This is a genomic window from Pseudomonas sp. GW460-LB5, from assembly GCF_059423245.1.
This window is the reverse complement of record NZ_JBWKXT010000010.1, coordinates 37,498-50,248: the sequence shown is the minus strand read 5'-3', so window position 1 is coordinate 50,248 and position 12,751 is coordinate 37,498. Positions and strand designations below refer to the sequence as shown.

Annotated in this window: 12 protein-coding genes; 7 read left to right on the top strand and 5 right to left on the bottom strand. The window is 63.3% G+C overall.

The window, feature by feature from the left end:
- Positions 1-5: 5 nt before the first annotated feature.
- The 7 genes from mltB (at position 6) to AC07XM_RS08680 (ending at position 6,492) form a co-directional block, all read left to right on the top strand.
- Positions 6-1,016 (top strand): lytic murein transglycosylase B, encoded by a 1,011-nt coding sequence (gene mltB / locus AC07XM_RS08710; protein WP_016489363.1) that lies wholly within the window; start codon positions 6-8, stop codon positions 1,014-1,016.
- Entirely contained in the window at positions 1,016-2,017 is a 1,002-nt protein-coding gene (locus AC07XM_RS08705; protein ID WP_016489362.1) for a septal ring lytic transglycosylase RlpA family protein, read from the top strand. The genes mltB and AC07XM_RS08705 overlap by 1 nt, the downstream gene beginning before the upstream one ends.
- A gap of 272 nt (positions 2,018-2,289) precedes the next feature.
- The gene (locus AC07XM_RS08700) at positions 2,290-3,450 is read left to right on the top strand and encodes a D-alanyl-D-alanine carboxypeptidase family protein (RefSeq protein WP_016489361.1); all 1,161 of its coding nucleotides are present in this window, start codon (positions 2,290-2,292) and stop codon (positions 3,448-3,450) included.
- A gap of 73 nt (positions 3,451-3,523) precedes the next feature.
- Positions 3,524-3,799 (top strand): DUF493 domain-containing protein, encoded by a 276-nt coding sequence (locus AC07XM_RS08695; RefSeq protein ID WP_016489360.1) that lies wholly within the window; start codon positions 3,524-3,526, stop codon positions 3,797-3,799.
- Positions 3,799-4,446, top strand: a complete 648-nt coding sequence (lipB, locus tag AC07XM_RS08690) for a lipoyl(octanoyl) transferase LipB (RefSeq protein WP_016489359.1) — start codon at positions 3,799-3,801, stop codon at positions 4,444-4,446. Before AC07XM_RS08695 ends, lipB begins: the two co-directional genes overlap by 1 nt.
- Before the next feature lie 2 nt (positions 4,447-4,448).
- Complete coding sequence (lipA, locus tag AC07XM_RS08685; RefSeq protein ID WP_016489358.1) at positions 4,449-5,465, top strand: lipoyl synthase; 1,017 nt, start codon at positions 4,449-4,451, stop codon at positions 5,463-5,465.
- A gap of 88 nt (positions 5,466-5,553) precedes the next feature.
- On the top strand, positions 5,554-6,492 hold the full coding sequence (locus AC07XM_RS08680) for a S66 peptidase family protein (protein WP_060518556.1): 939 nt from the start codon (positions 5,554-5,556) through the stop codon (positions 6,490-6,492).
- Between the two features lie 106 nt (positions 6,493-6,598).
- Here the strand turns inward: AC07XM_RS08680 and AC07XM_RS08675 are convergent, their stop codons facing one another.
- The 5 genes from AC07XM_RS08675 to leuS form a co-directional block, all read right to left on the bottom strand.
- Entirely contained in the window at positions 6,599-7,915 is a 1,317-nt protein-coding gene (locus tag AC07XM_RS08675) for a lytic murein transglycosylase (RefSeq protein ID WP_016489356.1), read from the bottom strand.
- Between the two features lie 60 nt (positions 7,916-7,975).
- Positions 7,976-8,140: an alternative ribosome rescue factor ArfA gene (gene arfA / locus AC07XM_RS08670; RefSeq protein WP_016489355.1), complete on the bottom strand. Its 165-nt coding sequence runs from the start codon at positions 8,138-8,140 to the stop codon at positions 7,976-7,978.
- 112 nt (positions 8,141-8,252) lie between these two features.
- Positions 8,253-9,290: a DNA polymerase III subunit delta gene (gene holA / locus AC07XM_RS08665; protein WP_016489354.1), complete on the bottom strand. Its 1,038-nt coding sequence runs from the start codon at positions 9,288-9,290 to the stop codon at positions 8,253-8,255.
- 39 nt (positions 9,291-9,329) lie between these two features.
- On the bottom strand, positions 9,330-9,935 hold the full coding sequence (locus AC07XM_RS08660; RefSeq protein WP_016489353.1) for an LPS-assembly lipoprotein LptE: 606 nt from the start codon (positions 9,933-9,935) through the stop codon (positions 9,330-9,332).
- A gap of 61 nt (positions 9,936-9,996) precedes the next feature.
- A complete protein-coding gene (leuS, locus tag AC07XM_RS08655; RefSeq protein WP_102689302.1) occupies positions 9,997-12,603 on the bottom strand; it encodes a leucine--tRNA ligase in 2,607 nt (868 codons plus the stop codon).
- Positions 12,604-12,751 lie beyond the last annotated feature (148 nt).

Here is a 12,751-nt window from a genome sequence, read left to right as displayed (position 1 = left end):
ATTTCATGCAAGCAGTGCGTAACTGGGCTGCCCGTTGTGCGCCGTGGATTGGCGCGGTGGGCCTGTTCGGCGCTGTACAGCTGGCCCATGCCGGCGATTATCAAGGCTCACCGCAGGTGGCCGAGTTCGTTGGCGAAATGAGCCGCGACTATGGTTTTGCCCCGGAGCAGTTGATGAGCGTGTTCCGTGAAGTGCAGCGCAAGCAGTCGATCCTCGACGCCATCTCGCGCCCGGCCGAAAAGGTCAAGCCGTGGAAGGACTACCGGCCGATGTTCCTCACCGACGCGCGCATTGCCCGTGGTGTGGACTTCTGGCGCCAGCACGAAGCCGTGCTGGCCCGTGCCGAGCAGGAATACGGCGTGCCGGCGCAGTACATTGTTTCGATCATCGGTGTGGAAACGTTCTTTGGTCGCAACACCGGCAACTACCGGGTGATCGACGCGCTGTCGACGCTGGGCTTCGACTACCCGCCGCGGGCCGAGTTCTTCCGCAAGGAACTGCGCGAGTTCCTGCTGCTGGCCCGTGATGAACAGCTCGACCCGCTGACGCTCAAAGGCTCCTATGCCGGCGCCATGGGCCTGCCGCAGTTCATGCCGAGCAGTTTTCGCAACTACGCGGTGGACTTCGACGGCGATGGCCACATCAATATCTGGAATAACCCGGACGATGCCATCGGCAGCGTCGCCAGCTACTTCAAGCGCCATGGCTGGGTGGCGGGCGGGGGCGTGGTCAGTCGCGCCTGGGTGGACGGTGCAGGTGCCGAGCAAGGCCTGACCACCGGTATCGAGCCGGTGAAAACGGTAGGGGAGTTGCGCGCGCTTGGCTGGTCGGTTCATGATTCGCTGCGCGATGATCTGCCGGTTACTGCCTTCCGCCTTGAGGGCGACAATGGTCCCGAGTACTGGGTTGGCCTGAAGAACTTCTACGCGATCACTCGCTACAACCGCAGCGTGATGTATGCCATGGCGGTGCATCAGCTTGCGCAACAGCTGGTTCAAGCACGGGGCGTCAAGTAATGCGCGCAATCATCTCTGCCAACTCCTTCAAACTGCTGACCTGCCTCGCCGTTGGCGTGGTGCTGGCCAGCTGTTCATCCAGCCGCCCGACCCCGCAAAGCAGTGGCAACGTGGTGCGTACCCAGCCGGGGCTGGACATCAACCGGGCCCACAAGGACGGCGCGCCCTGGTGGGACGTGGATGTGAACAAGATCCCCGATGCCACGCCGACCGTGCACACCGGCAACTACAAGGCCAACCCCTACACGGTGCTGGGCAAGACGTATTACCCGATGCAGGACTCGCGCAATTACCGCGCCGAGGGCACCGCATCGTGGTACGGCACCAAGTTCCACGGCCAGAACACTGCCAACGGCGAGCTGTACGACCTGTATGGCATGAGCGCGGCGCACAAGACCCTGCCGCTGCCGGCCTACGTGCGGGTGACCAACCTGGCCAACGGCCGTAGCGTGATCCTGCGGGTGAATGACCGTGGCCCGTTCTATTCCGACCGTATTATCGACCTGTCCTACGCGGCGGCGAAAAAGCTCGGCTATGCCGAGACCGGCACCGCGCATGTGCGCGTCGAGGGGATCGACCCGCAGCAGTGGTGGGCCCAGCGTGGGCAGACGCCGCCGATGGTGCTGAAAGAGCCGCAGGTGGCCCAGACCCAGGCGATCCCGGCCAGTACCGGACGTGTCGAGCAATGGACCCCGCCGGCACAGCAGCATGCGGCGCCGGTGGTGCCGGTGCAGGTGGGTGGCAACAATGTGCCTGGCGGTGCGGGTGGCAGCTTCCTTCAGGTCGGCGCCTTCGCCAACCCGGATGCCGCCGAGCTACTGCGCTCCAAACTCAGCACCATGGTCAATGCACCGGTGTTCATCAGCTCGATCGTGCGTAACCAGCAGACCCTGCACCGCGTGCGCCTGGGGCCGATCGGCAGCCAGGGCGAGATCCAGCAAGCACAAGACAGCATCCGCCTGGCGAACTTGGGGCAGGCCAAGCTGGTCACAGCAGACTGACCGCGTCGTCTTCTTCGCGGGCACACCCGTGCCCACAGGGGTATGCGACACCCTGTGGGCGCGGGCGTGCCCGCGAAGAAGGCAACACCAAACTGTCGGTTTTGTCATGAATTGCCGGGCGCGGCCATGTACAATGACGGCTTTTGCCCGCAGCGACATAAAGCCGCACGTTCGCGGGCCAGGCCAACGGCCATAAAACTAGACTGACTGGCGCTGGGCACATGATCTTGCCCAGGGAACATCTCAGACCATTAGCGATTTTCGAGAGACGGATGAACATCACCAACCTTGCCAAACGACTTTGCCTGCCTGTACTGCTGATGATCACGCCTGCCGCCTTCGCGGCAGAGCAGATGACGCCGGCGCCACCGCAACTGGCAGCCAAGTCCTACGTACTCATGGACGCGTCCAGCGGCAACGTGCTGGTCGAGAACAACGGTGACGAGCGCCTGCCGCCAGCCAGCCTGACCAAGCTGATGACCGCCTACATCGCCACCCTGGACATCCGCCGCGGCCAGATCGGTGAGAACGACCCGGTTACCGTCAGCGAAAACGCCTGGCGTACTGGCGGTTCGCGCATGTTCATCAAAGTCGGTAGCCAGGTGACTGTCAGCGACCTGCTGCATGGCATCATCATCCAGTCCGGCAACGACGCCTCGGTCGCTTTGGCCGAGCACATCGCAGGCAGTGAAGATGCCTTCGCCGACATGATGAACAAAACGGCTGCCGACCTGGGCATGAGCAACAGCCACTTCATGAACCCCACCGGCCTGCCAAACCCGGAGCATTACTCGTCGGCGCATGACATGGCGACCCTGGCCCGTGCGATCATCACCGTCGATCCGGCCCACTACGCCATCTACTCGCAGAAAGAGTTCTTCTGGAACAACATCAAGCAGCCTAACCGCAACCTGCTGCTGTGGCGTGACAAGACCGTCGATGGCCTGAAGACCGGCCACACCGACGAAGCGGGCTACTGCATGGTGGCTTCGGCTGTACGCGATGGCCAGCGCCTGATCGCCGTGGTGTTTGGCACCAACAGCGAGCAGTCCCGTGCTGCCGAGACCCAGAAGCTGCTGACCTACGGCTTCCGCTTCTTCGAAACCCAGACCTTCTACCAGAAAGGCACCGAGCTGACCCAGGCCCCGGTCTGGAAGGGCGCCACCAGCCAGATCAAGGCTGGCCTGGCTGACGACCTGACCATGACTATGCCTAAAGGCCAATTGAAGCGTCTGCAAGCTTCGATGACCATGAACCCGCAGCTCACCGCGCCAATCGCCAAAGGTGACGTGATCGGCAAAGTGGAAGTCAAACTGGACGAGAAAGTGGTTCACAGCGCCGACCTGATCGCCCTAGATGGCGTCGAGGAAGGTGGTTTCTTCCGCCGTATGTGGGATAGCATCCGTCTATTCTTCTTCGGGTTGTTCAACTGATACGTGACCTGCATGCCCCCGCGTATCTAGCGGGGGCGTTGTTGTTGCCACGGCTTACGAGGCCGTTTCCGCCATGAGCGAACCAGACGTCAAGTCGCACAAGATCGAATTCCCTTGCGCTGATTACCCGATCAAGGTAATCGGCGATACTGTTGTCGGCTTCAAGGACACGGTGATCGAGATTCTCAGCAAGCACGCCAAGGTCGACCTTTCCACGCTGGCTGAACGCCAGAGCAAGGAAGGCAAGTACACCACCGTGCAATTGCACATCGTTGCCACCAGCGAAGATCAGCTGCACGATATCAACAGCGCCCTGCGCGCTACCGGCATCGTGAAAATGGTGCTCTGATGTCCGCCTGTCTCGGTTTTCGCGAGCTTGGCCTGCAGCCCTATGAACCGGTGCTGGAGGCCATGCGTCGCTTTACCGAGCAGCGCAGCCCGTGCAGCCAGGATGAAATCTGGCTGGTCGAGCACCCCGCGGTCTTCACCCAGGGCCAGGCCGGCAAGGCCGAGCACCTGCTGGTACCGGGCGACATCCCGGTGGTGCAGACCGACCGCGGTGGCCAGGTGACCTACCATGGCCCCGGTCAGCAGGTGGCCTACCTGCTGCTGGACGTGCGCCGGCTGGGCTTTGGCGTACGCGAGCTGGTCAGCCGTATCGAACAGGCCTTGATCGGCCTGCTCGCCAGTTACGACGTGCAGGCATCGGCCAAGCCCGATGCTCCTGGCGTCTATGTCGATGGAGCGAAGATCGCCTCCCTCGGCCTGCGAATTCGCAACGGCCGTTCGTTCCACGGCCTTGCCCTGAACGTGGACATGGACCTTGCGCCATTCCGCCGAATCAACCCCTGCGGCTATGCGGGGCTGGCCATGACCCAGCTGCGCGATCTGGCAGGTCCGATCGAACTCGACGAGGTCAGGACAAGGCTGCGCGGACAGCTGGTCAAGCACCTCGACTACGCTGAGCAGACGACCCTCACGGGCGGAATCGACTGAATATGACAACTGTGCAAGAAGCCGTGCCGAACCTGATATCTACCCAGGATGTCACCCCGCGCCAAGCGCCGAAGAAGGTGGAAGCTGGGGTCAAACTGCGTGGCGCCGACAAAGTCGCGCGCATCCCGGTAAAGATCATCCCTACTGACGAACTGCCGAAAAAGCCTGACTGGATCCGCGTGCGTATCCCGGTGTCGCCTGAGGTAGACCGTATCAAGCAACTGCTGCGCAAGCACAAGCTGCACAGCGTATGCGAAGAGGCCTCCTGCCCGAACCTGGGCGAGTGCTTCTCCGGTGGTACCGCCACCTTCATGATCATGGGTGACATCTGCACCCGCCGCTGCCCGTTCTGCGACGTTGGCCATGGCCGACCTAAACCGCTGGACCTGGACGAGCCGAAGAACCTGGCTGTCGCCATTGCCGACCTGCGCCTGAAGTACGTGGTGATCACCTCGGTAGACCGCGACGACCTGCGTGACGGCGGTGCCCAGCACTTTGCCGACTGCATCCGCGAAATTCGCGCGCTGTCCCCGGGTGTGCAGTTGGAAACCCTGGTGCCGGACTACCGTGGGCGAATGGATGTTGCGTTGGCGATCACTGCGCAAGAGCCGCCAGATGTGTTCAACCACAACCTTGAGACGGTGCCGCGCCTGTACAAGGCCGCGCGTCCGGGTTCGGATTACGACTGGTCGCTGGACCTGCTGCAGAAATTCAAGCAGATGGTACCGCACGTACCGACCAAGTCGGGGCTTATGCTTGGCCTGGGTGAGACTGACGAAGAGGTGATCGAGGTCATGCACCGCATGCGCGAGCATGAAATCGACATGCTCACCCTCGGCCAGTACTTGCAGCCATCGCGTAGCCACCTGCCGGTGCAACGTTTCGTTCACCCGGACACCTTCGCCTGGTTCGCCGAGGAAGGTTACAAGATGGGCTTCAAGAACGTCGCCTCTGGCCCGTTGGTGCGTTCTTCGTACCATGCTGACCAGCAAGCTCACGAAGCCAAGATCAAGCTCTGAACCAAAGAGCAGAGCCACGTATGCCGATGCACGCCGACAGGCGGCGTCGGCATTTTTATTTGCGCCCCACGCGCTGCTAGGAGCTGCGATGAATTGCGCCGAAACCCTCCAACCCAGCCTGCCAGCTGCGCTGCCGGCTAACGCCTGCTTTGCCATTGTCGCGCCGGCGGGCGCGGCGCGTCTGGATACGCACAAGGTCAGCCAGTGGTTCGCTGACCGCGGTTACCGTTGCCGTATCTACCCGGGTGCCCTGCAGGCGCAGGGCTATTTGGCGGGACCGGATCAACAGCGCCTGCAGGACCTGCATGACGCGTTTGCCGACCCGGCCATCGACGCCATCCTCTGCATGCGCGGCGGCTACGGCAGCATGCGCTTGCTCGGCCAGCTCGACTTCGAGCTGATTCGGCGCAACCCCAAGCCGTTGATCGGCTACAGCGACATTACCGCGCTGCACACGGCGATCTACCGGCATAGCGGGCTGGTTACCTTCCATGGGGGGATGCTCAATGCCGACCTGCTGGGCGCCAAGTTGCCGCCGACCGAGTCATCGTTGCTGGCGCAGCTGGGCGGGCACGTACGGGCAGGCGAGCAGCTTGTGCACCCGGCGGGCTATGCCTTGAGCAGTGTGTTGCCGGGTGTGGCCAGCGGCCCGCTGCTGGGCGGCAACCTGTCGATGCTGGGTGCGACCATGGGGACGCTTGCCGAGCTGGAGACCCAGGGCTGCATCTTGTTCATCGAGGACGTCAACGAGCCGTTGTACCGGGTCGACCGGCTGCTGACCCAGTTGCGCCTGGCGGGCAAGCTGGAGGGGGTGAAAGGCGTGCTGGTGGGGGACTTTGCCGGGATTACCACGGCGGCGTTGGCGCCGTTGCTGGAGGAGACCTTCGCGCCGCTGGGTGTGCCGGTGCTGGCGGGGTGGCGCAGTGGGCATTGCGACCCGAATGTGTGCTTGCCGCTGGGGGCTCGGGTCAGGCTGGACAGTGATCGGCAGAGCCTGGTGCTGGAGCAGGACCTGTTCAAGGTTTGAGGTTGTCGGGGCTGCTTTGCAGCCCATCGCGGCACAAGGCCGCTCCTACAGGGGATTGCGATACCTTGCAGTTACGCGGTTGGCTGTAGGAGCGCCCCCAGCATTCTCATTGCTGACGCAGGCTCTCAAGCAGCTTGTGGGTCGGGTAGCCATCTGCTGGCCACCCCAGCCCCTGCTGGGCAGTGCGAATGGCCTTGCGGGTATTGGCGCCGATGATGCCATCGGCATTCCCGGCCTCATGGCCACGGCTGTTCAACAAGTTCTGCAACTCCATGCGCTCGCTGCGACTCAACGGCAGGTCTTCTTTCGGCCAACTGCCGGCAATGAAGCCCCAGCCGCTGAAGCGGTCCCCCAGCAGGCTTACCGCCAGTGCGTAGGACGAAGAGTTGTTGTACTTCAGAATGGCGCGGAAGTTGTCCAGTACCAAAAACGCCGGCCCGCGGGCGCCAGCCGGCAGCAGCAGGGCGGCTGACAGCTGGTTGCTGTTGGCGGGCAACTGCGTGCCTGCAGGCAGTTTCACGCCCATTGCCAGCCACTCGCTCACCGGTTTGCGCAGCGCGCCATCGGCTTGCCAGAAATCGAAACCAGCTGGCACTTGTACCTCGAAGCCCCATGGCTGACCACGCTTCCAGCCCGAGCTTTGCAGGTAATGCGCCGTCGAGGCCAGGGCATCCGGTGTGCTGTTCCAGATGTCGCGGCGGCCATCACCGTCGAAGTCCACGGCATGGGTGTTGTAGGTGGTGGGGATGAACTGGGTCTGGCCCATGGCGCCGGCCCACGAGCCACGCATGGCCTCGGGCTGGATGTCGCCATGCTGGATGATCTGCAGCGCGGCGATGAGCTGGTCCTGGGCGAACTGCGGGCGACGGCCCTCATAGGCCAGCGTGGCCAGCGAGCGAATCACCGACTTGTTGCCCTGGAACTGGCCAAAGTTGCTTTCCATGCCCCACACCGCGACCAGCACCTGGCGATCCACGCCATAGCGTTGTTCGAGGCGGGTCAGCAGCTCGGCGTTCTGCTCCAGCAGCTTCTTGCCGTTGCGTACCCGCAGAGGCGACAGGGCGCCGTCGAGGTATTCCCACACCGGGCGGGTGAACTCAGGCTGGCTGCGGTCGGCCTTGATCACGTCCATGTCGGGGGTGACGCCGAGGAAGGCACTGTCGAACGTGCTCGGCGAGATGCCGGCTTGCAGGGCTTGCTGGCGGAAGCCTGCCTGCCACTGGGCGAAGGTTTGCAGAGGCTGGATTTCAGTGCTGACGTCGGGCGTTGTGCCGGGCACAGTCACCACTGGAGCGGGTTGGGCAGGGGCCAGCGGCAGTGCGTCGGCAGCGGTGGGCTTTTCCGCGCAGGCCACAAGCAGGATGAAGCTGGAGGCCGCGATCAGCTGGCGGGTTTCCCAACGGGGGATAAGACGGAAGAGCATGCACAGATCCAGAATTGCAGGTCAGGTGACGACCATACCATGCCTGCGCTTGCGATGCTTTCATGCTGCCAAAAAGTAGGAAGCCTCCCAATCTCTTGATTGGAAGGCTTCGCGGCGGTAGCTGCCTTTGCCCTTGTCCGGTCGTTCCTGGCGGCAGCGGAACAGGGGTTGGGCAACGATGGACTTGGCCTTGTTGGGGCCGTGCTTTTTCGGCTTTTTGCTCATGGCGGGTTCCCGGTTTGGGTGGGGTTTCGGGGCGCACTGTAGGGCTTGGGCTGCGGGGGAGCCAATTGATTGTGTTTATGGCTGGGATGTTAGGGCCGCTTCTCGGCCCCGGCTATTCCGGAGGTAGCGCCAGGCGCTGGCCTGCCATCAACAGCGACAAGCGCGCAAGACCCGTCCAGGGCGAGCCCTCGGCCTGGCCCTTGATCTGCGCATCGATACGCTGGGCATCCTGCAGCAACTGTGCCCAGCGTCGCGCCGACAAGCGTTGCAGGGCTTTGCTGACCAGCGGTCGGCGTTTGTCCCAGATCGGCGGGCGGGCCTGGCTGAAGGCCTTGTCCAGCGGCACCCCCTGGCTGAACTGTTGGGCCAGCCCGGCCAGTTGGCGCAACTCGCGAGCCAGGGCCCAGAGGATCACTGGCGGTTCCACGCCTTCACCACGCAAGCCCTCGAGCATGCGCAGGGCATGTGCTGCTTCGCCATTGAGAATGGCGTCGACCAGGCCGAAGACATCGAAGCGGGCGCTGTCGGCGACGGCGGCCTGCACGGTTTCCACGGTGATCGGGTTGCCATCGGCGAGCAGCTTGAGCTTTTCGATTTCCTGCGCGGCGGCCAGCAGGTTGCCTTCCACGCGCGCAGCGATCAGGTCGACAGCGTCACGTTGAGCCGACAGGCCGGCTTGCTGCAGCCGCTGGTTGATCCACTGCGGCAGCTGGTGCACATCCACCGGCCAGATCTGGATGAACTGGCAGTGCGCACCCTCGATCAAGGCCTTGCCCCACTTGGTCTTCTGCGCACTGCCGTCCAGCTTGGGCAAGCTGACCAGCAGCAAGGTGTCTTCGGCAGGGTTGGCGCAGTATTCGATGAGCGCAGCGGCGCCTTTGTCACCGGGCTTGCCCGAGGGCAGGCGCAGTTCCAGCAGGCGGCGCTGGGCGAACAGCGACAGGCTGGCGCCAGCCTGGAGCAGGGTGCCCCAGTCGAAGTTGGCGTCGGCACTGAATACCTGGCGTTCGTCGAAGCCTTGCTGGCGTGCCGCGTTACGGATGGCGTCAGCGGCTTCCTGGCACAGCAGCGGGTCGTCGCCGCTGACCACGTAGACCGGTGCCAGGGCGCCTTGCAGGTGCTTGTTGAGTTGGGCGGGGGCGAGTTTCATGGGAAACAGGTGAGGCACCCGAGGGTGCCCCACGCGGGCTTAGTTGCCCGGCACTTCTAGCGGCGACTGCTGAGGCGTTTCGGCCTGCTGTCGGCGAGCGGCCTCCAGTGCGTCGGCTTCGGCCTTGGCACGCTCGTCGGCCTTGCGCTGCAGCTCGTCCAGCTGGGACGGGCTCAGCATCTGCAGGCGGACAACCATGGCGTTGACCAGGTCGCGGCGCATTTCTTCACGGGCGCGGTTGGCTTCCTGCTCGGAACCGGTGACGTTCGAGCCGTCACGCACGTAGATCTTGCGTACCTGCAGCTTGTCGCTCAGCAGCTCCAGGTTGTTCAGGCCCTGGATGCTGTAGCTCAGATCGGTGGTCAGCTCGTACTCGGCGGTACGGTTGCCGCTGTTGTAGGTTGCCGAGCGCTCGCGCTCCTGCTCGTTGGTCAGCACCAAGCGGTAAGGCGCGCCAGCATGCACGTTGACACCGCTACGCTCCAGTACCTTGCGCAGCTCGACCACGGTCGGGCCGTAGGCATTGCGTGCACTGACATCCATTTCCTTCACACTCAGCTCGGTAGAGCCGGTGCCGCGCAGCTGGAAACCGCAGGCGCTGAGCATGACCGCCAGGCCGATTACCAGCAAATTGCGTTTGATCATGTTGTTGCTCCCTTGTGGGCCTGTTCCGCCCACCCGCAGCCACTGCGGGTGGGCGTTTTCATCAGTTGGCGACGATGTTGACCAGCTTGCCCGGTACCACGATGACCTTGCGGATGGTGAGGCCATCGATGAAGCGCAGGACATTCTCGTTGCTGCGGGCGGCGGCTTCGACTTCTTCGCGGCTGGCCGCGGCAGGCATCTCGACCTGGCCGCGCAGTTTACCGTTGACCTGAACCACCAGGGTAACGGTGTCCTGCACCAGTGCCTGTTCGTCGACGCTCGGCCAGGCGGCATCGATCACCGACCCTGCATGGCCGAGGTGCTGCCACAGCGCGTGAGAAATGTGCGGGGTGATCGGTGCCAGCAGCAGGGTGACGGCTTCCAGGCCTTCCTGCAGCAGGGCGCGGTCCTGTTCGCTGGCCTGAGGGGCCTTTTCCAGCACGTTCATCACGGTCATCACCTGGGCGATGGCAGTGTTGAACTTGTGGAACTGGCCTACATCGGTGCTGGCCTGCTTGATGGCTGCGTGGATGGCGCGGCGGATGACCTTCTGTGCGTCGTCCAGGGCAGCGATATCCAGCTTGCCCGGCAGGCCTTGGCTGACGTGAGCCTGGGCCAGGCGCCAGACACGGCGCAGGAAGCGGCTGGCACCCTCGACGCCGGAGTCGGACCACTCCAGGCTCATGTCGGGCGGCGAGGCGAACATCATGAACAGGCGGCAGGTGTCGGCGCCGTAGGCTTCGATCATCGATTGCGGATCGACGCCGTTGTTCTTCGACTTCGACATCTTCTCGGTGCCGCCGATTTCCACCGGCAGGCCGTCGGTCTTCAGGCGGGCGCCGATGATCTTGGCCTTGGCATCGCGCTCGATCTCGACATCGGCCGGGTTGAACCAGTCCTTGCCGCCATTGCTGGCCACGCGGTAGTAGGTTTCGGCGACCACCATGCCCTGGGTCAGCAGGTTCTTGAACGGCTCGTTCGATGTGACCAGGCCTTCGTCGCGCATCAGCTTATGGAAGAAGCGCGCATACAGCAGGTGCAGGATCGCGTGTTCGATACCGCCGATGTACTGGTCTACCGGCAGCCAGTGGTTGGCGGCTTTCGGATCGACCAGGCCCTTGTCGTAGTTCGGCGAGGCGTAACGGGCGAAGTACCAGGACGATTCGACGAAGGTGTCCATGGTGTCGGTTTCGCGCTTGGCTGCAGTACCGCATTTCGGGCAGCTGCATTCATAGAACTCAGGCATGCGCGCCAGTGGCGAACCGGCGCCGTCCGGCACCACGTTCTCGGGCAGGGTGACCGGCAGTTGGTCTTCCGGCACCGGCACGTCGCCGCAGGACGGGCAGTGGATGATCGGGATCGGGCAGCCCCAGTAGCGCTGGCGGCTGATGCCCCAGTCGCGCAGGCGGAACTGGGTACGCGACTTGCCCAGTTCCTTGCGGATCAAGGCGGCTTCGATGGCGTCGAATGCACCGGCGAAGTCCAGGCCGTCGAACTCACCGGAGTTGATCAGCTGGCCGTGCTCGCCATAGGCGGCCTGCCATTCGTTGCCGACTTCATCACCAGCGCTGGTGCGCACCACGGCCTTGACCGGCAGCTTGTACTTGTGGGCGAACTCGAAGTCGCGCTCGTCGTGGGCCGGCACGGCCATTACCGCGCCATCGCCGTAGTGCATCAGCACGTAGTTGGCGACCCATACCGGCAGCTTCTCGCCGGTCAGCGGGTGCTCGACCAGCAGGGAAGTGGCCATGCCCTTCTTCTCCTGGGTGGCCATGTCGGCTTCGGCAACGCTGCCGCTCTTGCACGCGTCGATGAACGCCTGCAGCGCCGGGTTGCCCTGGGCAGCCTGGGTGGCCAGCGGGTGCTCGGCGGCAACGGCGACGTAAGTCGCGCCCATCAGTGTGTCCGGGCGGGTGGTGAAGACCTTCAAGGTGCCTTCGTGGCCGATGCTGGCCTGGTCGTACGGGAACTGTACTTCCATGCCGCGCGACTTGCCGATCCAGTTGCGCTGCATGGTCTTGACCTGCTCAGGCCAGCCCGGCAGCTCGTCGAGGCTTTCCAGCAGCTCGTCGGCGTAGTCGGTGATGCGGAAGTAGTACATCGGGATTTCGCGCTTCTCGATCAGCGCGCCCGAACGCCAGCCACGGCCGTCGATGACCTGCTCGTTGGCCAGTACGGTCTGGTCCGCCGGGTCCCAGTTCACGGTACCGTTCTTGCGGTAGATGATGCCTTTCTCGAACAGGCGGGTGAACAGCCACTGCTCCCAACGGTAGTAGTCGGGCTTGCAGGTGGTCACTTCACGTGCCCAGTCGATGGCCAGGCCCAGGCTCTTGAGCTGGGTCTTCATGTAATCAATGTTTTCGTAGGTCCACTTGGCCGGGGCGACGTTGTTTTTCATCGCCGCGTTTTCCGCGGGCATGCCGAAAGCGTCCCAGCCCATCGGCTGCAGGACGTTCTTGCCCAGCATGCGCTGGTAGCGGGCAATCACGTCGCCGATGGTGTAGTTGCGCACGTGGCCCATGTGTAGCTTGCCGCTCGGGTACGGGAACATCGATAGGCAATAGTAGGTGTCTTTGCCTGGCTGTTCGGTAACAGCGAACGATTGTTGCTCGTCCCAGAAGTTCTGGGCGGCGGCTTCGATATCACGGGGCGTGTATTGTTCGTGCATGGCTACTTTTGGCTGAGAGAGAAGAGACCTTGTTCCAGGCAGCGGAACCTCGCTGCAACCGGTACTCCGGTGTCGTTTAGAGTGAACGCCGTAGCATACAGCAGCGTTGCGTATCGTGGGAAACCTTCGTTGCGAATGCCCGCTGGTC